Origin of the sequence: Micromonospora sp. NPDC049048 (assembly GCF_043197615.1) — a bacterium.
Classification (GTDB): Bacteria; Actinomycetota; Actinomycetes; order Mycobacteriales; family Micromonosporaceae; genus Micromonospora.
The window spans coordinates 15,409-42,028 of record NZ_JBICTM010000004.1; the positions used below are offsets into that span (position 1 = coordinate 15,409).

A 26,620-nucleotide genomic window follows, 5' to 3' on the forward strand; every position below is an offset into this window, starting at 1 on the left:
ATGCTCAGCCGTCGAGATCTCATCCAGTCGCAGCAGTACCTGATGCTGCGGCAGGTGCGGGCTTTGCTCGCCCACAAACCGGATCCGCTGGACTGGGCCGGGCGGCACGGCGGGGCGACCGCCTTCGCCGGCATCATGATCCTGGTCATCGCGTTGGCCGGCACGGCGGTGGTCGGCCTCATCTTCCCGGGTGGCAAGACCACCTGGCAGCGTTGCGACACCGTCATCGTCGAACGCGACACCGGCGCGACGTACGTGTGCGATGCGACCTCGAAGACGCTCTATCCGGTGGCGAACTTCAGCTCCGCCGCACTGATCATGGGTGGCAACAGGTCGGCCCGGGTCGCCGGCGCGTCGCTGACCTGGTCCAGGGGGGCGCTACTCGGCCTCCCCGGCGCGCCGGACGAGCTCGTACCGGTCAAGAAGTACCTGACCGGGGCGTGGAGCCTGTGTTCCATGCCGCGTACGGACGCCGCCGGCCAGAGCGGCCCGGCCACCGTCATCCTGGCCGGAGCGCAGCCCGTCGCCGCCACACCGGTCGGTGAGCAGGCGGTGCTGCTCGCCGGCCCCGACGGCACCCGTTACCTGCTGTGGTCGGGCCACCGGTTCCCGATAACCGAGCCCGGGTACGTCCTGCCGGCCCTGGGCTTCTCGGCGCAGGACGGGGTGCCGGTCAACGACGCGTGGCTCGCGCCGATTCCGCTGGGAGCGCGGCTCGGTCCCGTCGACGTTCCCGGGCGGGGCTCCCGACTGGCCAGGTTCCCGCACGCCAGGGTCGGTCAGCTGGTCCGCCTGTCCGGCGCGGAAAGCGCGGAGCGGATCTACCTCGTACGCCGCGAGGGCCTGCAGGAGCTGACCGCGTTGCAGCAGGCCCTGGTGCGGGGCGCCGCCGGTGCGCAGTCGGTGACGGTGACGCCCGCCGAACTCGCCGGTGCGCCCATCGTGTCGCGGATGACGCTGCCCGGCTTCGCCCCGCCGGAGCAGGTTCCCGCCTTCGTCCGACCGCGGGCGGGCCTGCTGTGCGCCGGGATGCTCGGCGACGCGATCACCGTCACCGTCGACGGCGAGCTGCCGACGAAGGCGGCCGGTGCCGTCGCTCGACGTGCCGCCGGTGACGGCGCTCCGCTCGCTGACGCCGTGCTCGTGGCACCGGGCCACGCGGTGCTCGCCCGCAGCATGGCGAGTCCCGGTGCGTCTGGCGGGCCGCTGGTGCTCGTCACCGATCTCGGCGTGCGGCACGCGTGCGCCAGCGGGGACGTGCCGGCCATGCTGGGCTTTTCCGGCACACCGGTGCCGCTGCCGGGGGCCCTGCTCGCCCGGGTGCAGGAGGGCGTGGCGCTCGACCCCGCCCGGGCCCGGTTGGCCACGCCGCTGCGGCCCCGCTGATCAGCCGTGGCCTTTCGGCAGGGCCACGTTTCGTGGTCGTGAATGGATACTGTCGGAATGCCGATCGGCCCGCTATTGTCCTCTGTGGTAAGACGCTCGGGCGACGGCAGCACAGTTTCTCCACCGCGATAATGGGATCCGGCCGTGATGGCACCAGAGTTCGCGCGTGTGGCATCCGCCACCGCTGTGGTCGCCTCAGGCCTATCAGACGGAGGATTGGGATGGCCCCATCTCAGCACGAGACCGCCGGCCTCGATGAGGCGGCGCGTGATATCGGGTCGACCACGGCCAACTTGGTCGCTATTCAGGCGCAGCTCAAGAACTCCCTGGCCCCCATCCTGGACGGGTCCGGGTGGAAGGGCTCCGCGCAGCAGGTGTTCGGCCAGCTCTACCCGCAGTACGAGGCGCAGCTGATGAAGCTCTACGAGTCGCTGGAGGACCTCGGTAAGCGGGTTCAGGGCTCCAGCGGCACCTACCAGGAGGCGGAGGACAGCGCCGCCCAACACGTGGCAGCGGTGGATCTCGGCGCCGGCAAGGTCGGCGCCGCTCTGACGACGACGAGGCAGGTCTGACATGGCGGGGATCGTCCGGTACGAGTTCGACACGATCGACGACTGCGCCCGAGCGATGATCAACGCTATCGGTCAGGTGCGCAACGAGCTCGACGGGTTGCGGAGAAGGCTCGACGGCAGTCTCGCCGACTGGGACGGTACCGGTCTCGCCGCCTACCAGGAGACCAAGACCATCTGGGACGGCGCCGAGGTGAAGATGAGCGAGATCGCCCAGGAGATCGCGATCAGGGTTCAGCGGGCCAACGCCAACATGCGGGAAACCGAAGACGGCGTCTCGAAGAACTTCCAGAACGCTTCGATCCGGGCATAGCCGCAGAGCCTGCCCCTCCGCGAGCACCAAACCGTTTGCGTCGGCCCTGGCCGGCGCAAATGCGTTTCCGGGCGGGTGCGTTACGGCCGGGTGCGTTTACGGCCAGGTGCGGGCAGCAGCTCGCGGACACGACCTGCCGGGGGTGTCCGACGCGCCGACCGCCGACGGTCAGGCCTCGCCGATCCGGGCCAGGCGGCTCGCTCCTACTGGCGGGAACGTCGGCGGGCCCGTCGTAGCGCGCCGAGACCGGTCACCCCCAGCGCCGCGACGACGCAGATGGCACCGATCACGGCACCGCGCGCCGGCCCAGCCCCGCCCGCGGCCGCAGGTACCGGCAGGAACGCGTTCGGCAACCGCGGCTCGCCGGTCGCGACCGGCTCGCTGAGGGCGCGTACCGGGTTGACTATGCCCGCCCCGTAGGAGGGGCTGCCCGCGCCGCCCGGTGACGGATCAGCCGTCGCGGCCAGGCGGCGGGTCACCGCTCCGGCAGCGGCCTGCGGATCGTCGGCCCAGACCAGCGCGGCCACGCCCGCCGTGACGGCGGCGGCCATGTCGGGGCCTGAGTAGTTGGTGTGGCCGCGCGCGGGCGCCGCCGCCGTGATGCCCACGCCGGGAGCTGCGAGGTCCACGTGCGGGCCGGGATACGTCTCCGGCTGGACCGTTCCGGTGCCGTCGACCGCGCTCACGCCGAGCACCCCCGGGTAGGTTGCCGGGACGGGAGCGCCCCGGGTCTCCGCTCCTCCCGCGACGGTGCCCGCCGAGGCGATGACCAGTACGTCGCGGGCCACCGCCCGCGCCACCGCGGCCCGCACGGCAGGGCTGTCGGTCGGCAGCGTGTACGCCATGACCGCGATCCGTGCGCCCCGGGCCACCGCCCAGTCCAGGCCATCGGCGACCAACCGCGGGTCCATGTCGTCGTCGATGCGCTCGGCCACCCGTACGGGCAGGATCCGGGCCTGCGGGGCGACCCCCGCGAAGGGAACCTTCGCCTCCGTCCTGGCGCCGACGAGCGAGGCCAACGCGGTGCCGTGACCGGTGCAGTCGACCCGGCCGTCACCGCCGTCGACGAGGTCGGTTCCGGGCAGCACCGCGCGCGCCAGCTGCGGATGCCGTACGTCGACCCCGGTGTCGATGACGGCGACCCTGACGGTGGTCGGTGCGCCGGCCATCGTCCACGCGTGGTCGAGGTCGAGCCACTGCCGCTCCCACGGGGTCTGGGTGGTGGGTCTGGTGCCCTCCGCCCGGCCACGGGAGCATGCGGCGGCTGCCGTCGCGGGGGTCGGAACCGCCATCGGCCACAGCGTGGCGAGCGCCGCGACGGCGCAGATCAGGGTGCGTCGCACGTGCGCATCGTAGCCACCGCACATCGTCCATAGTGGTGTCTATCCCAGCGATGTGGATTGACGTACCGTGGGCCCATGTCAGCCACCCGCGACGAGGTCGAAGCACTCCGCGACACCGCCGACCGGCTGCGTGCGCAGGTGGAGCGCGCGACCGGCTCCTTCCGCCGGATCAGCGAGGAGTTCGGCCTGCTGGAGGCGACCGCCGTCTCGGCTGATCGCCTGGTGACAGCCGTCGTGGGCGCGGACGGTCGGCTGCGTCGGCTGATGATCGACCCTGGCATCTACCACCAGCCCGACGCCGAGCACCTCGCCCGCACCATCGAGGAGACGATCGAGGTCGCCGCGCAGGGGGTGCAGGAGCGGGTCAGGGAGATCCTCCGGCAGCACGTGCCGGAGGAGTTGGTGGATGCCCACCTGAGCCGCGACGCCGACAGCCTCGTCACCGGCTTCGCCGATCTGATCCGGGAGCGATGATGGTCAGTCAGACCGACGTCAGGGACACCACGGCCGCGATGGCGGCGGCGCACCGGCTCACCGCCGCGCTGCACGACCTGAACGACGCCGCCGTCAGTGCCGCGGCGCTCGTCGCGCGTACCGAACAGATGTCACCGTTGTGGGGCGACGACGCGGGCGGACGTGAGTACCGACAGAACTACGCGAAGGCCGGCGAGCAGATCCGGCCGGCGATCGAGACCCTGACCAGCGGTCTCGTCACGCTTTCCAGCTCGGTGAAAAGCGCGTTGATCGCGATCGTCGAAGCGGACGACCTGCGCCGCCCCGGTTCCTGACCAACGGGCGATGATCGAACTCTGGGACTTCGGCGAGCCCTGGAACCAGATCCGGGATGCCGTCATCTGGGTGGGCTCCGGCGGCGCCGGGTGGCCCCAGGGCAACGAGGACCAGATCCGTCAACTCGCCGCCGACTGGCAGGCCCTGCTCTCCCAACTGGAGGTCGGATTCAGCGCCGCCGGCAGGGCCGCGGCGGATCTTCAGGAAACGTGGGGTGGCACCTCCGGTGCCGCCTTCGCCGAACTGTGGCAGGAAATCGGGATCGACACGCCGAACGAGATCCTGAAAGTACTACCGGGCATCATCGCCTCGATCGACCAGGCGGCGCTCGACATCGAGCACGAGAAGCTCTCCACCCTGATCCAGACCGCGGTACTCATCCTGGAGATCTTCGTCTTCGCGGTGGCCGCGTGGCTGACGTTCGGACTGGCGCTGATCGCCTCCGGTGCGCGGATCGCGGCGACCCGGGCCGTGATCTCGCAGAGCTTCAGACTGTTCGTGCAACGCGCCGGGCAGTCCTTCGCCCAGCGCGGGGTCAGGTCCAGCCTGCTGACCGACATGCGGGTGTGGCTCACACATCTGCCCCGCGAGATCCTCAACGAGGTCTTCGCCGAGACCGGCGTGGACCTCGGCGCGCAGTTGACGCAACTCGGCATGGGCACGCGTACGGAGTGGGACACCAAGAAGACCGCGGCAGCGGCCCTCGGTGGCGCGACCGGCGCCGTCCTGTCAGGCCTGTCGCCGCTTGGAAACAACCTCTCCAGACGACTCGACTCGTGGGTGACCCGCACGGCCGGCAACCTCGGCACCCGGGCGATCGACGAAACGGTCACCGAGGTCGGTGCCGAGACCGTCGCCAACGGCGTCGTCTACGACAACTGGGGACTCAATCTCGACAACCTCGGCTCGCGGGTCGCCGCCGGGATGGTCCGGGACCGCATCAGCGAGGGCGCCCAACTCACCAACCGCGTCGAGGACCGCCTCCGATCCCGGTTCGGCCTCGAGAACCAGCGGCAGGTCGACACCCGCGCGTCCGCCACCGAAGCGGCCCGGGAAGCCCAACGCGGAGCGGAACGGAGCGCCGAGCGCGCCCAACACGCCGCCGACGTCGCCGCGCGGCAGGCCGCGGAGGCCGCCACCGCCGCCACCGCCGCCCGCGACCACGCCCGAAACGTCGCCGCCAGCGGCACCGCGACGGCCACGCAGATCCGTGACGCCAACGAACGCGCACAGACCGCCGAGAACTCCCGGGACCTGACGCAACGCAGCGCCGACAGCGCCGCCCGCGCCGCCCAGAACGCCAGCGAGGCCGCCCAGAACGCCGCCCGCGCCACCGCCTCGATCGAAACTGCGCCCACAGTCCCCGCAGCCGTCACCGCCGCCCACCACGCCATGGGCGCCCACGTCGAAGCCGCACGCGCCGCCGGAATCGCCCTGACCCACGCCGGCCTCGACGCGGACATCGACACCCCCACCACACCCGGCGACACCGCCCCAGCCGCCGACGGGCCGGCCGGTCCCGACACCACCCCCCCGGCCGGCTCCCCCACCACACCCGCAACACCCGACACCTCCCCGGCGACCGGCGCTGACGGCGCCCCCTTGGCTGGCGACCCAACAGCACCGGCCAGCGGAACCGTCCCGACCGCCGGGACAGCGGCCGCAGGCACCGATCCGGCCGCCGCCAGCGCGTCACCGGTGACCGGCGCAGCTGGCCCCACGACCACGCCCTCCGCCCCGTCGGCTACCTCCGGCACTCCGCAGGCCGCCGCCTCATCAGCCAACGCCGACCGATCCACTCCCGGCGCTGCCACCCCGGCCGCCGGCCGGTGGGCCCCGGAAGCAGGCAGAAGGCGTGACCGGCCCGGCTCCGAGCCCGCGACCAGGCCGACGGCCGACCCGCAAGAGGCCGCGGCCCCATCGCCGGAGTCCGCCCCGGACCCCACAGCCCCACACGATCAGCCGCAGTCGGACAGCACCCCGCGCTCAAGCGCGGGCCCGGTTGCCACTCCGACACCGGACGTACTCCCGGCAGTGAGCGCGGCCGGCGTCAGGGCCGACTCGACGCGGGCGCGGCCGGAACTCGGCGATCCGCCCGGCCCCGCCGTGCAGGACGACGCCCGCCAGCAACTGCCCCGCGATGGCAGCCGACCGCAACAGACTCGACCAGTGCGGCCGGATCGGGTGCCGACTCCGCAACGACACGGTGTCGGGTCAGACCCGCTCACGACCACTGGGCAGCAGACGACAGACGAGCAGGGCCCGCTCGATGCCGGCCACGACAGCTCGCCGGACGAGATCCTGGCGCAGGCCTCGGGACTGCGGGCACTGCTCACGCATCCTGGTGTGCCGAGGACGATGAGCACCACGCTCGCCGAGGGCTTCCTGAACAAGCTCAGCCCTGACGAGCTGCGCTGGCTCGCGGCGGACAGGGAGCTTTACCTCGATCTCACGCTGCTGGCGGGCTCCGCCGATCAAATCACTTCGTCCGCGGTGTCGGGGAGCGCGTACCGGGGCGACTGGCGGACCGAACCGGACAGCGATGCCAGCCGCCAGGGTCTGACGCTCGCCCTGGTCGGCAACGCGGCGCAGTGGGGGTTCGGTCCAGAGGCGGTGGTCACCCCGGTTCCCGGCCGCCCCGACACGGTGGACGTCGACGTCACCGGGATCGCCCTGCGGCTACAACTGGGCGTCGGCGATTTTCCACGGCAGGGCGACGGTGTGCCGCCGACAGCGGTGTCGCGTGCCCTTCCCCGCGAGGACGATCGAGCCGCCTGGAGCGTGACGGTCAGCACGGGCACCCGCGCGGCGGACGTCGAGCGGGCGCTGGCCCACGAGATACGCGAAATCCTTGCCCGTGAGTCGGACGCTCCGCCGGACGAGGCCCACCTACACGGACGGGTGGTCGAGTTCGAGGTGCTCGCGGCCCAGGTCCGCGCGCAACCAGTCGACTCGTCAGAGGCCGCGGAGCAGGTGTGGCCGTGGCTGTCGGCGGTGATGGAGTTCGCCGCCCTCGACCGGGAACTCGGCACCACCCCTGACCAACGGGCGGAACGTCGGACTTGGGTCCTGCAGCACGCGCAAACCCCCGACACCGTGGCCGAAGCCTTCCGGCTCATGGACGCCGCTGTTGGGGACCCATCTGCGCCGCCACCGGATTGGCGGACGGCTGCGGTACGCGATGCCGTCGACACCCTCCCCGAGGAACCCGCCGGGCACGAGTCGGTGATGACGACGGCCGCCCGTCAGGACGAGGTTCTCGCTCGTCTGTTGGGGCGCTTGTCCTGGGATCGGCCGGCCCGGCTGGCGATCCTCAACGCCTACGCGGCCGATCTTCCCGCCGGCCATCGCACCGCAGCACCAGTGGATCTGCTGTTCGCTGTCCGTGATGTCGTGATCGCTATGTCGGCCGCGTCCGGCGACGTTCAGGTCGGCCCGGTCGCACTGGCGGACCTGGCGGACACCGGCGAGGTCCGGGTGGAGGTGAACGGAACATCCAGGACGATCCAGGTGGCCAGGCTGGGCGCGGGAATCAGCGCCTCTCTCGACGCCCTCGACGAGGGTCAGCTGCGTGTCCTGCTGGCCGCGAAGCTGGCCGACCTCGTCACCGGCTTCAGCCGGCCCAGGATCATGCGGCTGCGGCCGGGCGCCGGCGGCCGGGCGCGGCAGGCGGCGTTGCGGACCCAGATGCACGTGCTGGCCAGCCTGGCGACCGACCCGACGATGTCGACGCGCACGCGGGACCAGGCCCGGCACCGGTTCGTCTCCCTGCTGCCGCGGGTCGCCGACCAGGCCGTGTTGTCCGACAAGGCGATCGAACTGGCCGACACGGTGCGGTCGGGTGAGGTGGCCGGCGACGATGCCCGATCCCCGCAACGGTCGGTCTCACCCACGCAGCTCGTCGAGGAGTATGCCAACTACCGGCGGCTGCTGCGACACGACAGATCGGAGGACCCGAGGTCCCAACAGGTGCGGGAGGAGCAGGCACTTGGGGCGATGGTCACCGAACTCGACGAGCTTCTCCAGCAGCACCTCAACGCGCGGAATCTCCTCGTCCAACGGCGTGATCAGCACCGTGGCGAGGGCGTCGGCGACCAGGGCCGGCTGAATCGGTGGATCGAAGAGCACGGACAGATGGTGCGGCACCTCACCGAAGCCAGCCGCGCTGTCGCCACCGCTCACCGTAGCTACTACCGGCAACCAAGGGTCCGTCGGGCCGAGCGCCTCGCTGCCACCCGGCGGGAGGAACGGCGTACGTTGCGGCAACGAGCTGTCGCCACGACAGCAGAGCAACGCACCGCCATCGAGCGGCAGGCGCGGCGAGCCGGGCTGCGCGGCCTCACATACCGCATCGAAGCGAGCCGGTTGCACGATTCGGTCACCGAGCGCCTCGCGCAGGCCGGACGGTACTGGGCCGCTGTGGAACGTGGGCGGCAGGCCACGGCCGACGAACTACGCCGCGAGTTCAGCAGCATGGGCACCGACCGCCTGACCGCCCTGCGTGGCGACCCCGCCCTGCCGGCCGATCTGGCCGTCCAACTCCCGGAACGGCTCGCTCAGTCGTTCGTGAACGATGCCCTCGGATCGGAGCCGAGCTCCGCCACACCGGACATGTTCACGTGGCTGGTGGGTTCCGTCGCGGCCTGGCTCAGGGCAGGGACGGAAGCAGACGTCGATCCCGTGCCTCGGGCACGGGCGGTGGTCACTGCGGTGGTCGCACGCTACCTGGCAGGCTCCCGTCCTGGACGGCTCCGGCTCCTCGTGCTGGGCGAGACCCGCACGCCGGCGGTCAACGCGCTCACCGGTCTGGCCGAGCTGTGGAAGTCGGAGGGGCCCGGGTCGGCTGTCGGCAAGGCCGCGGTCGACGTGGCGGTCGAGATCCTCACCGACCGCCCGGAGATCCGGTACGTGCCCTCGCGACACCTGACGGCCACGACGGTCGGACTGCTCAATGCCGCGACACGGAAGCTCGATGCTGTCGACCCGGTCAAGGACGCGACGCCGGATCCCCGTCGGCTGCTGGGTCCAAGGGCCGTCGACGGCCTACGCGCGACGCTGACCCGATTGGCTCAGGGACAGCTCGACCCTGAATCGGTGGCCGCCAGCACGTGGAGCTTCGCCCGGGCTGAGTTCGCCGAGGCGAACAAGATGTTCAGGGATCGAGCGACAGACCGGGCCAACAAGGCCGATGCGGCCAGGAAGGCGGCGGATTCCGACGCCACCACCGCAACCGCGGATACCACAGGGGACTCGGCCACGGACCTCGGTGACCGTCTGGCTGAAGCCCGCGCCGCCGAGAAGAGGCGAGAGAGGGAGTACCAGGAGGGCGAGGTCCAGCCACGCAACAGCCGTCTTTCGGCGAGGTTCACCGCCGCCGCGGAGCACGCAGAGGCTCTGGAAGAGGAGTTGGCAGCGCTCGCGGGCGCCCGGCGCGCGGATCCGAACGGCACCTCCACGTCGGATGCTGTGGCCGCCGCGGCACGGGCGCTTGTCCTGCTCGGTCAGTTCGAGGAGGCCGTGGCGGCACTGCGACCCGACACCGCCCTGCTGGCGGCCACTGTGCCGCACGATCGACTGCCCTGGATCGACACGGCCGCTTTGGCGATCAACAGCCACCTACGCCAGCGATGGCGGCTGCGGCCCTGGGACGATCATCCCCACCTCGTCGACCCGGAGAATCTGGACGGCATGTTGCGGGCTTCGTGGCGGTGGATGGTCGGCGACGGCGCCGTGTTCCAGTTCGGCGAGGGCGCCAACACCGTCGAGGTGCTGGTGCGGCTGCCCGAGGGCAGCGCCATCGAAACCGAAACGCCGCCGGTCACCGCCGCCGAGCAGATCATCGGCCAGATCCCGTACTTCGCGCACAGCAGCCAGATCTGGAAGCTGGTGCTCAGCGAATCCCGCAACAGCTCACTGACCCTGCCGCTGGACCGGCTGTCCGCGGTATTTCTCGGCATCGTGTCGAACCCTCTGTCGCTGACCACCGCGCTCTCCGGCCTGACGAGATGGTTCGAGCGTCGTACGCCGATCAAGGCCGACGCGACGCGTGGATGGGCACGGGGCGGATCGTTCTCGGCGACCGGGGCGGAGTACGCCATGCCCGGATCGGTGCTTGACAGCCGCGGCCCCTCCACCTATCTGGAGTTCGCTGCCGAGCTGGAGATATCCGTCCGGCGGCACCCGACGGACGACAACCCGCAAGCATGGCAACCGATCGAGCTACCGCCCCCCGCGCGCCAGGTACGGACGCCGGTGTGGCTACCCGACCCGCTGTTGGAGGAGCCCGGCGCCACGATCACGCTCCCTCCGGAGGTGGAGCGAAGGCCGATGCCGGAACACGCGCTGGTGGGCATGACCGGCCTGACCAAGCTGTACGACCGGCTCCTCGCGCAGCTCAGCGATCTCACCGTGCCCGGCAGCGCGGCGGAGGCTCGGCTGCACGCCCAACTCCGCGCCCAACTCCTGGAGGTCTATCCGGCACGCGTACGGCAAACCGCCAACGGCCGTCCGGTGACCTGGCAGATCAACCTCACGGCCGATGCTGGCCTGGTCACCGTGCAGGTCACCACGGATGTGGACGTCACCGACGCCCGTTTGTTGGGCTCTCGTAGCGCCAAGATCTTCCTGGAATGGCTGCGAGTCACGTTCTCCCAGGCCTCCAGCGAGCGCGGCTGGTCCCGTAACCGTTCCCTTTCGCTCGCCCTGGGCGCGCAGGAGGAGGGCGAAGCCCCGAACAGGCTCCTCGGGTTCATCAACGAACTCGGGAAGTTCGCAGCCCGAATCGCCGGGAGCCGGTCACGTTCGGGCAACGCAAGCTCGGGTGCCTCGGCGATCCACCCCAGCGTGCAGCGGTTCGCCGGCGACAACGCGGTCTACGACATGGGGGTCGTCCACCGGGCGTCGATTCGGTTTCCCGGGCGCTCCGGTTCCGTGCCGGTCGAGGCCGTGGACGGTCGAGCCCTCGTCGTCGCGCCGGAGCGGTACGCGTACCGGGCCGGTCTGCCGGTGTCCGCTCGGGCGGTACGGACCGGCGATGATGGCCAACCGCTGCTCGGCAGTGACGGCCTGGTGTTGAAGGGGGATGTCCTCCCGGAAGCTCCGCCCCACCGCGACCCTCGAAATCCTCACTGGCGTGTGCTGGCGCCCGGTGTCGGACCAGGTCTGGTCCAGGACCTCACCGGCGTCGAGGAGTTGCGGGCACAGGTGGCGGCTGCCCTGCACGAGCGGGGCCTCCTGCCCGGCGAGGGCCCTCACTCGGCGGCCCTGGACAAGGCGGTCAGCGACCGTGTGCTGGAGGAGATCAGCACCGAGCGCCTCGAGGCGAGCTACGACCAGTTGCTGCAGGACGGCATCGACGTTTTCCTTCACGACGCCCAGGGGCAGCGGCGGACGCTGCGGCTACGTGCGGAGCCACGACGTGTCGAAGAGGTCGGGCACGCCTACGCCCAGACGGTGGTCAACCTGGACATCCACTCCGGCGGATCCGGGGCGGGCATGGGTTCCAGTGCAGGCGTCAATGCCGGTGGAGGACCTGGCACGACGTACGGCGAGGAGGGCGCTGCGGGCAGCGGCACCGTCGGCGGGTCGGTGACAGCGGCCGGGTCGACGCGGAGCAGTGGCCGCACCTCGAACTGGGTCAACCGAGGGACGCTGGTCGAGGGTGGTGGAGAGGGCAGCATGGTCTACCGCGACACCCTCACCCTCGTGGCGGAGTTGTGGGACGAGGGCAGGAACGGCCACGATGACGAAAACAGGGAGCGGGGCGGCTACCACACCATCGGGACGGTGGACGGCGCCACCGCCAACGTCCTTGTGCCGGTTGCGCTCCTTGCGGACCGTAAGCTCTGGTCGCAGCCGGGCGAGTCGGAGCGGCCGACACCGCGCGACCTGCGTCATGCGATGGTCCTCCACCTGGACGGGCGGATACGTGCCGTCGTCGAGCACGCGCTCGCGGAGGCTGGCCTGACCGTCGACCCGGGCTCACCCGCGTTCGTTCCCCTTGCCGCGGGCACGAACGTACGGAGCCTCATCGCCGCCGGTCCCGGCCTCTTCACCGGCGTGGGACACCGAATCGAGGTGATGGCCCTCGACGGGAGAGGCGTGCCAGTCAGAACCACCATTCGTGTTGACGGCACACTCGCCGACTCGACGGTCATCAGCGCCGGGGACATCGTGTCAGCGGACATCCTCTTCGGCATGCACACTGTGGGCGAGTCACACGGCGTCGATCGCTCGGTGCAAGGTTCCCTCTCCGGCTCGATGCTCACGCAACTCGACATGCCGGGAATCGCCGACGCTCTCGGCCAGGCAGGCACCTCCGACCCTCTCGGCCACGAAGGCCTCCTCGGCCCCTCCAGCAGCGAACGGTCCATCGCCGTCTCCGCGCAGGAGGCGACATCCCACTCGTCCGCGCAGATCGTCGGCGACGAAGGCCTCGTCCTTCATCTGGGGCAGCACGTGTTCCGCACCGCGTCGGCCAGTTTCACGGTGACGGTAACGGCGCCGGAAAGGTCCGACGGCGGTCCCAGGAGGACCGAGGAGAGGAGCACTGACCACACCGTCCTCTACGTCACGCCCGAGAGCGAGGAGGTGGCCGGTTACGCTGCCCGCCGGCTCGACCTGCCCACCGACTTGGTGACCGACGCCATCAAGCGTTACACCATCGGTGAGCTCAAGCTCGACCGGTTGACCGCGGTGGGACTGCTGCACCGCTACGCCGAGGACGCCCCCAAGGCGTGGGAGAGCCTTCTGCCGAAGATCGATGACGCGCTGGCCACTCAGCTGGGGACGGAGTTCGTGGATGTGCGGTCGGAGTTGTCTGAACAGCCGGGCCTTGTCGCGCTGCTGGCCGCCCTGCGCTCAGGGGATGAAGCCAGATCGCTGCTTCCGTCCGTTCGTCAGGCGCAGGGCCTGCCGGAGCACCTTCACCACGGCATCGGACAGAACCGCATCTACGACGTGGACCTGGCCGATGAGCAGGGACGGCCCGTCGAGGAACTCTTCAAGAGAATCACGCAGATGGTCGAGGAGAGGGCTCCGGGCCTGATCGAGCAGACACCAGGCCTGTGGCAGGACCTCTACAACAGGTTCGCCTTCGGCCGATGGCTCACGGGCATCGACGACGCGCGGGGCTCCCAGGTGTGGCGGACCACGATCGACGTTCCCCGACGAAACGGAACCGGCCACGACCGGTTGGTGATCGAGATGACGGGAATGGAGCTGGGCCGCGAGGGCACGGTGCTGGGCGAGGCCGATCATGTTGCCATCATCAATCAGAACTACCACTACGAGGAGGGAGCGGAGAGCTGGACGACGAGTGCCGCGAGAACGCTCACCTCGACGCTCGGCCGGGCCCTGTTCCCGAATTTCTCGTTCCCCTATTCGTCGTTGAAGCTCTCGCCCAAGGTCTCGCTCGAAAACCCCAGATCCGTCTCGGTCGCCGGCGGCGCCAGCGAGCAGCTGACCCGCCTCTTCCACCTGGCCAGCTTCACCCCGTTCGCGCGGGTGCAGCGGTCGATGAGCCTCACGGTGCGCGTCGCACTCGAGTCCGAGGCCGGCCTCCGCGGGGCGACGCCGCTGAATCTGACCGGGACGGTCGTTCAGCTCGTCCCTCAGGACGTGCTCGACGGCGAGGTGACGGATGGCGACGTCGTCGCCGAGCCCGGCGCGGTCGTTCTTCCACGCTTGGCCAAGGTCAGCGCGGTCGATCCCGGGCCGCTGGCCGAGGCGATCCTGGGGCGTCTTCGAGGGCTGGTTGGCGGTCGCGTGGCCGAGATCGCACACGCCGTGCAGGCCGCGCTGGCTCCCACCTCCTATCTCGTCCTCCTGCCGAGGATGACCTCTCCGACCGGACACCGACTACAGCCGATCGCGGTGCCCGGCAGGCCACGGCAGCAGATCATCATCGAGGTCCACGCCCGGATCTCGGACGTCACGGTCACGCACCACCGGGGGGAGGTCAGGTTCGGCAGCGCCGACCGGACACAGCACATCGCCGAGCGGACGAACGAGAGCAGCGAGGGAACGGCCCTTTCCGGAAGCGTCGGCTTCGTGCTCGGCTCCGTCAGCGGCGGGCGCGGCACACGCAGGGCGCTGGTCGCGACCGAGAAGCTGGGAGACCGCGATGAGACGGGAATGCTCTTTAACGACGCCGGCAGGATGGTCAGGTTCCGGGTTGACCACGACGTGACGATCTGGATCGTCGATCGCCCCCGCCCGGGACTGTCGCGTCTGAGCCCCCGGTACGGCGCCGTCCCGCACCGGCTCGGTTCGGTCGTGCCCGGGATCGCATTCGCCGAGCTTCCCGCCAGCGACCTCGACCGGATCACCAACGGCGACGGGCCGGGGCAGTCCTCGATATGGGCTGGCCCACCGCCGGCCCGGGTTCTGCCGGGCAGGCGGTGGCGTCGGCTGCTCCGACGCGCGCTTCCTCCCCCGTCGTTGGACGACCTGGTCGAGCAGGCGCTGCTACGCGGCGTGCTACCCACCGTCGTACACGAGGAGCTCGCCCTGCGACTGACCCGAGGGCGCCGGCGGGTCGAGGAGATCCACCTCGCCGCGGTCGAGCCGGACGCGCAGGGCGTGCTCGACCCGAAGCTCCGGGCGGCCCGGGTCGCGCGCGAGTACGGCGCCGTGGTCGTCATCGACGTGCAGTCACCCGACGGCACCGTGCGCCGCTACCGGGCGATGCCCGACGGACGACTGCTGCCCGAACTGCCCGTGGACGCCTTCGGCCGGCCTCGCCAGCCCGACCCGGAACGCCTGGGCGAGGCACCCCGGGGGGACGCACCCCCGACCGAAGGTTCCCAGGCCGAGGATTCCGAGGATGGGGAGCCGAGCCCTGAGGAACTCACGGCGTCGGCGCGGCCGGGAAGCCCGTTCCGGGGCGACTACGTGACCGGGACCCGGCCGGAGGACGACGCGGAGCAACTGGCGGAAACGCTCAGGCTGTCCCGCGAGGTGGCGAGATCGGGATTCGGCCCGGACGCCCAGGTCACCTCGGATCCCGGCCGCCCCGATGTCCTGGACATCGACGTGGCGGGGGTGTCCATACGGTTGCGGCTGGGAGTCGGTGATCTCTCGCGGCTGGGCTACGAGGAGACGCCGTCCGCCATGTCGCGTCGTCTTGCCGTTGAGGACCGGCGGGCGACGTGGCAGGTGACGATCGGCACCGGGACCCGGCGTGCGGACATCGCGCAGGCGCTCGTCCACGAGATGCGCGAGATCCTGGCTCGTGGGCTGGATGTGCCCCCGGACGAGGCCCACCTGCACGGGCGGGTGGCCGAGATGGAGCTGCTCGCACTGCGGGTCCTCGACCAGCCGGACGACGCGCCGGGCGACGCGCACCGGGTGTGGCCGTGGCTGTCGGCGGTGTTCGGATTCGCCGAGCTCGACCGGGAACTCGGCACCGACCCCGGCCAGCGGGCGGATCGACGGGCGTGGATCATGCGGCAGGCGCACGCCCCCGCGACCGTGGCCGAAGCGTTCCGGCTCCTGGACGCCGCCGTCGAGCTGGATCCGTCCGCACCGCGCTCGCAGTGGCGGATGCACGCGATACGCGACGCCGTCGGCAGCATCCATCCGACGCAGGGCGGGCGGATGGCACTGGTCATGACACTCCTGCGGCGCGCGCCGGTGCTCGCCGACGTGGTGCGGCGGGTGTCGTGGGACTGGCGAGCCAGATGGGCGATCCTCGCCGCGTACGTGGCCGACCTGCCACCCGATCAACGCGAGGCGGCGTGGGCCGGGTGGCCCGCAATGCTGTTCGACCCCGGAGACCCCCGGTTCGAGATCCGAAGTTCCTTCGCGAGGGTCAGCGGGAACGCGGTCACGGTGCGACTCGAGGTGAACGACATCGAGGCTCCCGTGGAGCGGACCCTGGTGGTGCGCGAGGACGGCAGCCTGCTCTATCGTCGTGACTACACAGACCCCCGATTGGGACGTGACTTCGTCGACGTGTTCGACCGGGCTGCGGAACCGCTGCTGGCGGAGCTGGGCGTGACCACCGTGCGTGCCCATCCCAGCAGCATCGACGCGAACCCCGACGGGTTCCGCCTCGACCACGGATCGGTCGGCGTGGTGTTGTCCCGGCTGGCCGCCGAGGAGGCCCGCCTGGACCGGGCGATCGCCGATCCGGAGGGTGTGGACCCGGGTACCGGCCGGTACCCGGTCGTCGAGGAACACCTACGCGAGCTGCGAAACGAGGTGCGGGAGCTCCGAACCGAACTGGCAGCCGCTGCGGAGAACGTGCCGCTCGCGCGGCTGATCCGGCTGGGGTGGCGGAGGGGGGAAGGCACGTGGCCGCCGCCGTCCGACCCGTCCACTGAGCCGCCGTGGGACTGGCAGGCCGTCATGACGCAGCACACCCGGTACGGCTGGCTCGGCGCGCGGGTGCTGGACAGTGACGACTGGACAGCCACCCGACCCCTCCGCTCGGACGGGTTCGGCCCCGGTCAGCACGCGATCTGGCAGGCCGGCCCGGTCTTGACCTTCGAGCCGATCGCCGGCTCCACCCTGCAACCTGACTTTCTCGCGGTCGGCGACCCGGCACAGGTGACGAGGATCGCCAGGCAGGCGCTGCTGTACGCGGTGGAAGGGCCCGACTATCTCCTCATCGACAGCGCGGCGATGCGTACGAGAGACGGAGAGACCGCGTACGTGTCGGAAATCGGCTTTCGATCCGACGTCCTTCGCGGCCAGCTGAGACCCGACGCCGGGCTCGACAATCCCGCGGCCGTGGACATCGTCACCGGCGTGGGCCGAGGATGGCACGTGGAGGTCCGCCAGGACGGCCCCCGCGCGTACCGGATCGAACTCGGCGCCGGCATCGACGTGGCGCAGCTACCGATGGTGGTCGGGGCGGCGCTGCGCCTGATCCGGGCCGGGCTGCTGGACGAGGCGGTGAGTTCCGCGCAGGAGCTCTTCCTGGCGCACCTGGCCCGGGGCTGGGCGGCCAGGATGCCGGGCTTCGACCGCATGAGCTGGGCCTGGCTGCAAGCGGCTTTCGAGCTGGCGGTACTGCCACCGCCGCAGGGGGCAGAATCTACGGCGACGGATCCACAGCTGGCCTTGGACAGGATCGGCGCCCGGATCCGGCGGTTGCACGACGACCCCGACTCGTTGCCGCTGAGCCTGCGCACGGCATGGTCGGCCGCTTGCGAGACCGCGTCGCGTGCCCGGGCCGAAAACTGGTCACCGGATCGGTTGGTCCTGGAGCGTGCCCGGGTGGTGGCACGGTTGCTGCGCGAGCTTCCACTCACGCCGGTGGAACGGCGGGAACTCGGTGCCGGTTTTCTCGATGCGGTTCACCCCGTACACCGGATCGCGATCACCACGACGCACGGCGACGACTCATCCTTTGCCGAGATCGAGGCCCACGTCCCCGATGCCGAGGTGGGCGTCTCGGCGATGTCCGCGGTGCTGACCGCGGTCGACGCGATGCCGGACGGTCCGGAGCTGAACTGGGAGTGGCTCAGCTCGGCACTGGCGCTCGCGGACGCGGTGGGAGCCGCCCGCTTGGACGGCGTTCCCGCCGACAGATGGGTGGGGAGTGTGGCGGGTCCCCTGGCTGATCTCGAGGACCGCCTGCGATCGCTCTACGGAGCCCCACCGCGCGCTGACGGCACCGAGGCACGTCGCGGGTCACCGCGTGGTCCGGAAGCGGTGCTCTCGCCCGAGCAGCGGCTCAGCTGGCAGGCCGCGCTGGCATTCGCCCGGGCCATCAGCACATTGCAGGACAGGAGCCCGCGGAATGTGTTCATGCACCAGGCGGCGACACTGCACGCTCTGCTCGTATGCCCGGAGCTGCCCAGGGCGACGGGTTCCGCGCTCGCGACCGAGTTCCTGGAGCAGCTCGGGCCCGACGAACGGCGCTGGCTCGAGGCGGACCGGATGCTGCACCTCGACCTGAAGCTGGCGGCGGGCTTCGTCGACGGGAACCGGAGCGCGGAGCCGCAGCCCGGGAGGAACGAGCGGCGGTGGTGGTCAGCGTGGAGATTCCGCCGTTGAACATCGGATTGACGCGGGCTCCGTCGCCGGGCGGGCGGTGATGGCGGTTGATGTCGAGAAAATTTGGAGGACACCATGCTGTGGGCGCGGACGCCGGAGGAGTGCCACCTCTACATGAGCCTGCACCCGTGCGCCTGCGGGGAGGACCGGTTCGAGTGGCATCAGCACTACGTGATTCCCGGCGAGGAACGGATCTCGGTGTACGAGGGGCCGTGCCCCCGTTGTGCCGCGACGCGAGAGTTCCGCTTTGCGATTCCGGACACGCTGGCGCCACCGTTCTCCTTCGGCGGGGACCAACTCTCGCGGATCATTGATCCGGCCCAGTTCCTGCAGCGCTTCCAGCGAGCCGTGCGAATCGTCCCGCCCGATCCCGCCCTGGTGAACGGGTCACAGCGGGCGCGGTGCTGTGCCGAGCTACGGATGGGCCTCGCGGCGCTGCGGGAGGTCTTGAAGTTCATCCCTCCCGGCGAGGCAGCCGTGCCGGCCGATGCGTTCACCTCCGACGTCGGGCGCGCCGCGTATCGACGCCAGCCGGACCAGTTCGGGCGACAGCGGCTGGAGAGCCAGCTCGCATCGCATGAGAAGACGTTGACCGCGTATGTCGAGTCGGTGTCGCGTCCGGCCTGATGACGCGCCGACGACCTCCGCCGTCGCGCAGGAATGAGCCGGAAGCGAGTGCCGTCACCACCACAGTGGTCGGGGGTCGAGCCACCAGATGAGGCGACGCAGCCGGCTCGCGTTGCGGCGGACGCCGTGTGCGAGCGCCGTGGCCTGGGTGACGGCCCGCCCCGCGCCGTCGGCGTCCGGCCTGGCCGCGTACCAGGTGCGGTTGACCGCCGTCACCAGGTGCGGTTCGGGGACGGTCGCCACGGCCGTGCTCACCGCGGCGACCGTCGCGCCAACCGTCCAGTGCGGCTCGACGCGGATCCCGGCGAGGCGCGCGGCGTCGAGTAGTTCCGCCCACGCTCCCCGCAGCCGGCTCAGCTCGTCCGTGCCGACGCGTCGCCGGCGACTGAGACGCAGGCGCAGCGCCACGATCAGCCCGGGTAGGCCGGCCGCCAGCGCCGGCAGCAGGGCGAGGTACCGCCAGGTGACGCCGGAGCCGCCGCCGTCCGGCGTCTCCGCGTCCGGGATCTCCGGTACCGCTGCCTGCGGCAACGCCGTCGCGGCGGCGGACGGGGCGGGCGGGGGCGCCGTGTGCGTCAAGGGATCGCCGGTCGCTCGGGGGGCCGTGACGTCCATCGGGATCCAACCGACCGGTTCCAGGTAGATCTCGGGCCACGCCCGCGCGTCACCGGCGGTGACGACGGTTATGGCCGAGCCCTGCCTGGCGGCCTTCGCCCCGAATCCGACGACGACCCGCGCCGGGATGCCGAGCGCGCGGGCCAAGACGGCGTACGCGGCGGCGAACTGTTCCGACGTGCCTCGTCCACCGCCGAGCTGCGGGGTGGCGGTGAGGAAGCGGACGATGCTCGGGTAGCCGCTGCCTCCCGGGGCCGACGGATCGTAGCGGAAGTTCCGCTTCAGCCACCCGGCCAGCGCGGTCGCCTGCTGGAACGGCAGGCCGTCACCGGCGGCGTCGAGGGCCAGCGAGAAGATCGGGCCGGTGTTGCCGGGCGGAAGTGCCCGGTAGTCGTCCAGGGCGGCCGATACCGGCAGCTGCGCGGTGACCAGCTGCTCCGTCGTCGGCGTGGGCACCGCGGCCTCGACCTCGTACGACTGTCCGGGGCGCAGTCCGTCCGGGACGACGACGCCGCCGGATTCCTCGTCGATGGCTATCGACACCCCGCTGACCCGGTCCAGTCCGTCGGGTACCGGCAACCAGCCACCCGTCAGGCCCATGACGGCGACCTTCGCGCGTACGGGTTCGGCGGCGACCGCCGGCCGGCGTGGTGCCCGGTCGCCGCCCGCGGCGAGGTAGGACGGGGCTGGCTGCCAGCTCGTGCCGTCGAAGTCGGGAAGTACGGCCCACCGCAGCACGACCGGGCGGTTCGAGTCGATGGCGAGCAGCGGCTGCTCCGGGTGGGCCTGCCAGCGGCCCAGCAGGCTCAGCGGGTGCACCTGATCCTCTGCCTGCACCGGGGGCAGCACCATTGTGCGCAGGTCCGGCGGCGTCGACGTGGTGTTGCGCAACAGCACCGGTGTCAGCAGCCCCGCTCCTGCGGCCAGGACCGTGGCGAGAACGATCGTCGTGCCCGGTCGGGCCGCGCGCGGTCGCCGGTGGACCGTTCGCGGTGCCCGGGTCAGGGCGAGCAGCAGGACGAGCGCCGCGACCAGGATCGCGGTGAGCAGGTAGCCGGGGTGCCGACGCGGGCCGGCCAGGGCGAGCATCGCGGCGGCGAGCATGACGGGCGCGAGCGCGGCGGTGCCGGGGCGACGTCCCCGGGCCAGGGCGCCGCTCACCGCGACCGCGATCCAGGTGGCCGCCACGGGCAGGGCCAGGGTGTCCACCCGGGGTGGGATGGGGGTGGCGCTGGTCAGCAGGCGGGCACCGGTATGCAGGAGCGCGTCGAGCAGCCCGTCCGGGACCGGCATGAGCCGGTGCAGGGTGAACAGCAGCGCGAGGAGGCCCAGCGCGTTGGCAGGCAGGGTCAGGGACCGGTGTCTGGCGGTCAGTTGCCCGACGGCGGCGGCGCCGACGGCGGCGGCGGCGATCGCCCAGAGGGCCGCGCCGCCGGCGTAGCCGTCCGCGATCTGGCCGCCGCCGGCGAACCCGGCGACAGCGACGGCGAGGACGAGCAGCAGGCGGTTCATCGTTGCTCCCGCAGCCGCTCGACGATGCCGACGGCGGTGGGTGCGGCGGTCACCCCGGCGGCGGCATCGGAAGGGGCTTCCGGCCCGAGCACCAGGGTCCGCACCGAGTGGTACCTCGATGCGAGTGGGCCGGCCAGCGCCACCGCGCCGCCGGTCACGACGAGCAGGGCGTCGCCCATCGGGTGTAGCCGGAGCTGGGCCTGGATCCGCTCGTCGGACGCGCCCGCACCGGTCAGCCGGGCTGCGGCGAGCAGATCGAGCCCGGCGCTGACCGAGGTCGCCGGGTCGCGGGTCGGGTCCGCGGCGCTCACCACCGCCAGCCGGCGTCCGGCGTCCGTCATCGACACCAGCACCGAGGCGGCGACCTCGACGGCCTCCTCGAAGCTGTCCGGGTCGGCGTACGACGCCGCGCGGTCGTCGATCAGCAGCACCAGTCGTGCCAGGGACGAACCCTCGTGCCGACGGACCATCAGGGTGCCCGTCCGGGCCGAGGTGCGCCAGTGGACGTGGCGCAGGTCGTCGCCCGGGACGTACTCGCGGAGCGTGTGGAAGGTGGTGCTCTCCGTGTGTCGGGCATCCCGGGTCGCGTCGACCTGCGCGGTGCGCCCGATCGTCGACGCGGGCACGGCGTGCCAGTTCGGCCAGACGATGAGCTGTTGCGCTCGACCGACGGGCCGTAGTGCCGACCACAGGCCCAGCGGGTCGGTGCGGCCGACCCGCAACGGCCCGACCTGGAAGACGCCCCGACGGGCCGTGGGCAACTCCAGCCGTACCCGGACCGCCAGGGAGGGACGGGCGACCACGTCGGTGGTGACGGGCTCCGACACCGGCCTGCCGTCCGCGTCCCAGACGCCGTCGTGCAGCGAGAGGAGCCCGCCGACGCGGCCTCGGGCCGTGACGTCGACGACGGACTCGGCGGGTTCGTCGCGCCGGACCCGACCCGGTACGACGGCGCGGTCGACCAGCAGCGAGGGCGTGACCAGGCCCCAGGCGGCGCACAGCGTCACCGCGCTCAGGCCGGCCGCGCCCAGCATGAACAGTTCGCGGTACCCGAGCAGCAGGCCGGCCAGGAGCAGGAGGCCGCCGCCCAGTGCCGTGCCCGTCCCCCGTGTGGTGGGTCTGATCAACAGTTCTGGATCGCTTCCACGTTGTCGCCGTTGTCGAACCGCAGCCACACCCACGACATCCAACCACCGTCGGTCAGGCGCACCCAGTGGTCGCCCTCCTTGTCGTGGTTGTACGGCCCGGCCTGCTGGTTCTCGCCGTGGACCTTGCAGGTGACGACGATGCGCGCGCCGTTGGCGACGCGTCGCCGCACCGCGCCGTCGTCGTTGCTGGCGGAGTAGACCGGCAGGCCGTTCGCGCAGAAGTCCGGCTGCGGGTTGCTCGGCGCGTCGGTGCAGGTGACCTGTGCCCCGTAGGTCACCTGCCTGGTGCGCTGGTCGGCCCGGGCCCTGCCGGTGCCGGCGAAGTTCGTCGCCTCAACGGTCACCGGGTAGGCCGTGTCCGCGTTCAGCCCGCGTACCGTCACCGGCGACGTGCAGGAGTCGACCCGTTGCTGGCCGACGCTGACCGTGCACCGGGGGGAGCCGCCCCCGTCCACGGTGAACCTGACCGTGATCGAGTTCTGGGTGGCGCTCGTCGACGTGATCGTGACCCGTGGTGCGGTGGCGGCCTGGACCCGGCCGGAGCCAGGCGGGCCGTCGCCGTCGGCGCTGCCGGCGGTCACCGTCACCGACGTCAGGCCGCTCGCGGTGACGGTGGCGGTGAGCGTGGAGCCGTTGACCCGGGCCAGCACCGTGCCCCGGCTGTCGCGTACGACGTAGGACGTGACCGGGACGCCGTGGGCGCGCGCGGCGGTCCACCGGATGAGGTACGTGTCCGGGCCGCTCTGCTGGCCGGACACGCCACCCGGCGCGCCGGGGGCGTAGTGGACCCGCACCGGTGCGCTCGGCGGGCTGGCGGCCGAGGCCCGACCGGCCGCGTTGCGTGCCGTGAGGGTGAACGTGTAGGTCCGCCCGGCGGTGAGGCCCGGGAACCTCGCGCTCGTGCCGGAGACCGTCTGCGGCGGGTGGGCACCGGCCTCGCCGTCCAGGATCGGCGTCACCACGTAGTCGGCGGCCTGCGGCACCGCCGCCCAGTCGACCTCGACCGCGCCGGTGGGGTTACCGGCGCTGCCGACTTCCAGGGCGGCCCTGGGGGCAGCGGGTGTCGCCGGTGGAGTGGTGGCCTGCGGCCGCACCGACTGGGAGAGCGCCGGCGGTCCGGCGCCGACCGCGTTCGTGGCGACGACCCGGAACCGGTACGTGGTGCCGTTGGTCAAGCCGCTGATCGTCCTGCGCAGCACGTCGCCGCCGACCCGGACCTGGCCGCCGCCACCCTCGTCCCAGGTGATCGTGTAGCTGCGCACGGGTGCCGACCCGCGCGTCGCACGGCCCCAGGAGAGCCGCACCTCCCCGTCTCCGGCCAGCGCGGTGACCGGGACCGGTGGCCCGGGGCGCTGGGGCTGCACCGGTACCCGGGTCCGGGTCGGCGCCGGATCGGTCGGCGGCTCGGCCGGGGAGGTCGGCTGCGGCGGGTCGACGGGTCGCGTGGACGGCGGCGCGACGGTGGGCGGCGTGCCCAGCGACGGGGTGGCGTCCGGCGTCGGGGTGGCTGCCGGGTTCGGGTCGTACTTCTGCACCCGGGAGGACTTGCCCTCGCTGTTGATCATCACTGCGCTGTCCGCCTCGGGAGCGTTGATGAAGAGGTGGTCCTCCCGGACCTCCAGCTCCACCGACGTCTGCGGCGCACCGACGTCTATTTTTCCGGCGGGGTCGCCGTCGGCTTCGAAGACCTTGACGATGCCGGCTGACTGATCGGGCACGTACACCCGGCCGGCGAAGCTGACCGCGGGCTGCGTCGCCTCGCCCTTGCTGGGCAGCGGCAGGACGCCCACCTTCGCGCCGTCCGTCACGTCGCCGATCGTGACGACCTTCCGTTCGGCCGGCACGGTGATCACCGCGGTGGTACCGACCGTGCGGGCCGGCATGATCGCGCTGGCGAGCGGCACCGGCGACGTGATCTTCCGGGCGCCCTGCGGGCCGACGACCGTGATCGTGTCGGCGCCGCTGCGGTCGGCGACGAGCGCGCCGTCGTCGAGCACCGAGAGCGCCTGGGGGCGGCCGGGGGCCGTGACCGCCTCGGTCCGCTCGACCTTCAGCTGGCCAGCGTGGAGCGTGAGCGCGATCGCCGTGCCCTGGCTCGGCACGCTCAGCCACAGTCGTCCTGATTTGTCGAATGCGCCGCCGACCAGCGGGGCGGGCAGGCGCATCGGCTCGCCGGCGGCTTGGAGGGTCGCGGGGTCGACCGGGCGCACGATGCCTCTGGTGCGGTCGACCAGGACCGCCATCGCCTTGTCGAGCAGCAGCGCGGTCTCCTCCTTGAGGCCCAGCTCCAGCGAGCCCGAGAAGCCCAGTCGGGCCAGGTCGATGGAGGTGGCCCGGCCCGTGTCCAGGTCGTGCAGGATCACGTACTGCTCGCTCTGGCTGATCCGGACCCGGTGGCCCTGCGCGTCGATCATCGGCTGACGCAGCGCGACGATGCCCGACACGGCGTTGACCTGGGTGGCCTCGCCGGTGTTCCGGCTCCACAGCCACGAGGCGCCGTCGACGACCGATGGCTGCTGCGCGGTGGTACCGATGGCGAAGACGGTGCCCGCCAGGGCCAGGATCGCTGCCCCGGCTCCCGCCGCGTAGGCCTTCGTCAGCCATTGCAGCTTCATGGTCGCCTCCGCAGCATGTGCATTGTGGCCGGGCGGATCCTATCGCGCACCCACAGATCCCGGAAGGCGCCGTCCGTCCAGTGTGGTGACGGGTGCCCGACCGTGCCGGGGCTGCGTGGACGGCCCAGCACGGTCCATCATGGTCGGTGCGGTTGTCGCCGTCCGGTGACAGCGGAGCCAGCCGGCGGATCAGCGAACCGCAGGACACGAGGGAGGATGCCGTGCGCTATGTCGACGGCCCGGCGGTCGAATGCGACCTCCACCTGGCGGCGGATCCCGCCCGGGTGTGGGAACTGGTCACGGACATCGAGCTGCCCGCGCGGTTCAGTCCGGAGCTGCGCCGGGTGCGCTGGCTGGACGGCAGCGGTGGGCCGGCCCTCGGCGCCCGGTTCGAGGGCTACAACCACCATCCGCTGCTGGGCGAGTGGCGTACCGTCTCGCACGTCGTGCTCTACGACGAGCCGCGGGTCTTCGGTTGGGTGGTGACCGACCCGGACGACCGCTTCGGCGGCGGGCCTCCCGACCCCGGGCACCCGGGCGCCTCCTGGCAGTACCGTCTCGTCGCCGAGGACGACGGCTGCCGGCTGTCGCACTCCGTGCGGATCGGCCCCAGCCGCACGGGGCTCAGCCTCATCATCGACCAGGCACCGGAGAACGAGGAGGAGATCATCGAACGCCGGTTGGGTGCGCTGCGGGAGGCCATGGCCGGCACGTTGCGGGGCATCCGGGACCTCGCCGAGCAGCCGCGCTGAGCCCGGCGTCGGCGGCTGGGCGCCTTTCGCCGGCAGCGGCGTCGCACCCCAGTTCGGCCGGTACGGCGGTCAGCGCGACGTGGCGGTCCGCTCAGCCGTCACCCGCCGGCCCCGGCCCTCCGCCGCCGAAACGCCGCGTGAACGCGTGGTACACGGGTGTGCCCGACAGGTTGTCGCGGATGGCGAAGACCACCCGGTCAAACCGGTCGACCGCCCGCAGCGCGTCGGCGAAGGCCTCCGCCACCGTGGCGGGATCGTTGCGGAACACCCCGCACCCCCAGGCGCCCAACACGATCGTCCGATGCCCGTGCGCGGCGGCCACCTCGAGCACCCGACGCGCCCGACGGCGCAGCACCCCCGGAACGTCGGCGGTGTACTCGGGCTGGTTGCGGACGATCGCGCCGAGGTTCGGCGCCGCGGCCGTCAGGAACGACGCGGTGTACGGCAGGTCGAGCAGAGTGCCCTTGTCGTCACGGAACACCGGCACCCGCGGGGAGTAGATGACCCGGTCGCTGTACCGCAGGTCGTGCTGGCCGCGGTGGAACGCGTAGAAGTCGGGCACGGCGAGCAGGCACGGGTACAGGGCGGACGATCGGGCGATGCTCTCCTCCTGCGCCTTGGCTCCGCCGAGGAATCCGCCGCCGGGATTCTTGGCCGACGCGAACACCAGGCACGCCGCGTCCGGCCCCACCCGGCGGGCCGCCTGCAACGTCGACTCGTACGTCACCTCGACGTCGCCGGCTCCGGCCCGCGTGTCCGCCACCGGGAGCGCCTCGTCCGGAAGGTGGTGCCGGGTGCCGGCGACCGCGGCCCGCACCTGCGCGCCGATGACGACCTCGGCGCCGCCGCCGTCGCGGTACCGGCCGGACTCGGCGATCGCCACCGTCTGCCGGGCTATCTCACGAAGGCGACCGCTCACCGGGACACCCGGCGCGTCCGCAGGC

General features: G+C 71.8%; 13 protein-coding genes. 8 read left to right on the forward strand and 5 right to left on the reverse strand.

Features of this window, described 5'->3' with window-relative positions:
- The 3 genes from eccB (at position 1) to ACGFIG_RS14850 (ending at position 2,268) form a co-directional block, all read left to right on the forward strand.
- The gene (gene eccB / locus ACGFIG_RS14840; RefSeq protein ID WP_393002985.1) at positions 1-1,386 is read left to right on the forward strand and encodes a type VII secretion protein EccB; all 1,386 of its coding nucleotides are present in this window, start codon (positions 1-3) and stop codon (positions 1,384-1,386) included.
- Between the two features lie 221 nt (positions 1,387-1,607).
- On the forward strand, positions 1,608-1,958 hold the full coding sequence (locus ACGFIG_RS14845; protein ID WP_393002987.1) for a WXG100 family type VII secretion target: 351 nt from the start codon (positions 1,608-1,610) through the stop codon (positions 1,956-1,958).
- 1 nt (position 1,959) lies between these two features.
- Positions 1,960-2,268 (forward strand): WXG100 family type VII secretion target, encoded by a 309-nt coding sequence (locus tag ACGFIG_RS14850; RefSeq protein WP_393002989.1) that lies wholly within the window; start codon positions 1,960-1,962, stop codon positions 2,266-2,268.
- A 203-nt stretch (positions 2,269-2,471) separates the two neighbouring features.
- Here ACGFIG_RS14850 and ACGFIG_RS14855 read toward each other — a convergent pair whose 3' ends face one another.
- Entirely contained in the window at positions 2,472-3,611 is a 1,140-nt protein-coding gene (locus tag ACGFIG_RS14855; protein WP_393002991.1) for a S8 family serine peptidase, read from the reverse strand.
- 75 nt (positions 3,612-3,686) lie between these two features.
- Here ACGFIG_RS14855 and ACGFIG_RS14860 point away from each other — a divergent pair, with 75 nt between their 5' ends.
- The 4 genes from ACGFIG_RS14860 to ACGFIG_RS14875 all read left to right on the forward strand — a co-directional run bounded on the left by ACGFIG_RS14860 (position 3,687) and on the right by ACGFIG_RS14875 (position 19,034).
- The gene (locus ACGFIG_RS14860; RefSeq protein WP_393002993.1) at positions 3,687-4,085 is read left to right on the forward strand and encodes a YbaB/EbfC family nucleoid-associated protein; all 399 of its coding nucleotides are present in this window, start codon (positions 3,687-3,689) and stop codon (positions 4,083-4,085) included.
- Entirely contained in the window at positions 4,085-4,399 is a 315-nt protein-coding gene (locus ACGFIG_RS14865) for a hypothetical protein (RefSeq protein ID WP_393002995.1), read from the forward strand. Before ACGFIG_RS14860 ends, ACGFIG_RS14865 begins: the two co-directional genes overlap by 1 nt.
- Positions 4,400-4,409: 10 nt before the next feature.
- Positions 4,410-18,407, forward strand: a complete 13,998-nt coding sequence (locus ACGFIG_RS14870) for a hypothetical protein (protein WP_393002997.1) — start codon at positions 4,410-4,412, stop codon at positions 18,405-18,407.
- 63 nt (positions 18,408-18,470) lie between these two features.
- The gene (locus tag ACGFIG_RS14875; RefSeq protein ID WP_393002999.1) at positions 18,471-19,034 is read left to right on the forward strand and encodes a hypothetical protein; all 564 of its coding nucleotides are present in this window, start codon (positions 18,471-18,473) and stop codon (positions 19,032-19,034) included.
- Positions 19,035-19,088: 54 nt separating this feature from the next.
- Here ACGFIG_RS14875 and ACGFIG_RS14880 read toward each other — a convergent pair whose 3' ends face one another.
- From ACGFIG_RS14880 to ACGFIG_RS14890, 3 genes are read right to left on the reverse strand one after another with little or no spacing between them, the layout of a single operon-like run.
- A complete protein-coding gene (locus ACGFIG_RS14880; RefSeq protein WP_393003001.1) occupies positions 19,089-21,161 on the reverse strand; it encodes a DUF3488 and transglutaminase-like domain-containing protein in 2,073 nt (690 codons plus the stop codon).
- Positions 21,158-22,288 carry a DUF58 domain-containing protein gene (locus ACGFIG_RS14885; RefSeq protein WP_393003003.1) on the reverse strand — a complete coding sequence of 377 codons (1,131 nt, stop codon included), beginning with the start codon at positions 22,286-22,288 and terminating at the stop codon, positions 21,158-21,160. Before ACGFIG_RS14885 ends, ACGFIG_RS14880 begins: the two co-directional genes overlap by 4 nt.
- The gene (locus ACGFIG_RS14890) at positions 22,285-24,924 is read right to left on the reverse strand and encodes a fibronectin type III domain-containing protein (RefSeq protein WP_393003005.1); all 2,640 of its coding nucleotides are present in this window, start codon (positions 24,922-24,924) and stop codon (positions 22,285-22,287) included. Before ACGFIG_RS14890 ends, ACGFIG_RS14885 begins: the two co-directional genes overlap by 4 nt.
- 221 nt (positions 24,925-25,145) lie before the next feature.
- Here ACGFIG_RS14890 and ACGFIG_RS14895 point away from each other — a divergent pair, with 221 nt between their 5' ends.
- Positions 25,146-25,676, forward strand: a complete 531-nt coding sequence (locus tag ACGFIG_RS14895; RefSeq protein WP_393003007.1) for an SRPBCC family protein — start codon at positions 25,146-25,148, stop codon at positions 25,674-25,676.
- A 91-nt stretch (positions 25,677-25,767) separates the two neighbouring features.
- Here the strand turns inward: ACGFIG_RS14895 and ACGFIG_RS14900 are convergent, their stop codons facing one another.
- A complete protein-coding gene (locus ACGFIG_RS14900; protein WP_393003009.1) occupies positions 25,768-26,595 on the reverse strand; it encodes a TIGR02452 family protein in 828 nt (275 codons plus the stop codon).
- Between the last annotated feature and the right edge of the window lie 25 nt (positions 26,596-26,620).

Excerpts from the sequence above, each read along its gene's own strand:
- eccB (WP_393002985.1), top strand. The coding sequence starts at position 1 with ATGCTCAGCCGTCGAGATCTCATCCAGTCGCAGCAGTACCTGATGCTG.
- ACGFIG_RS14845 (WP_393002987.1), top strand. The coding sequence starts at position 1,608 with ATGGCCCCATCTCAGCACGAGACCGCCGGCCTCGATGAGGCGGCGCGT.
- ACGFIG_RS14850 (WP_393002989.1), top strand. The coding sequence starts at position 1,960 with ATGGCGGGGATCGTCCGGTACGAGTTCGACACGATCGACGACTGCGCC.
- ACGFIG_RS14860 (WP_393002993.1), top strand. The coding sequence starts at position 3,687 with ATGTCAGCCACCCGCGACGAGGTCGAAGCACTCCGCGACACCGCCGAC.
- ACGFIG_RS14865 (WP_393002995.1), top strand. The coding sequence starts at position 4,085 with ATGGTCAGTCAGACCGACGTCAGGGACACCACGGCCGCGATGGCGGCG.
- ACGFIG_RS14870 (WP_393002997.1), top strand. The coding sequence starts at position 4,410 with ATGATCGAACTCTGGGACTTCGGCGAGCCCTGGAACCAGATCCGGGAT.
- ACGFIG_RS14880 (WP_393003001.1), bottom strand. The coding sequence starts at position 21,161 with ATGAACCGCCTGCTGCTCGTCCTCGCCGTCGCTGTCGCCGGGTTCGCC.
- ACGFIG_RS14890 (WP_393003005.1), bottom strand. The coding sequence starts at position 24,924 with ATGAAGCTGCAATGGCTGACGAAGGCCTACGCGGCGGGAGCCGGGGCA.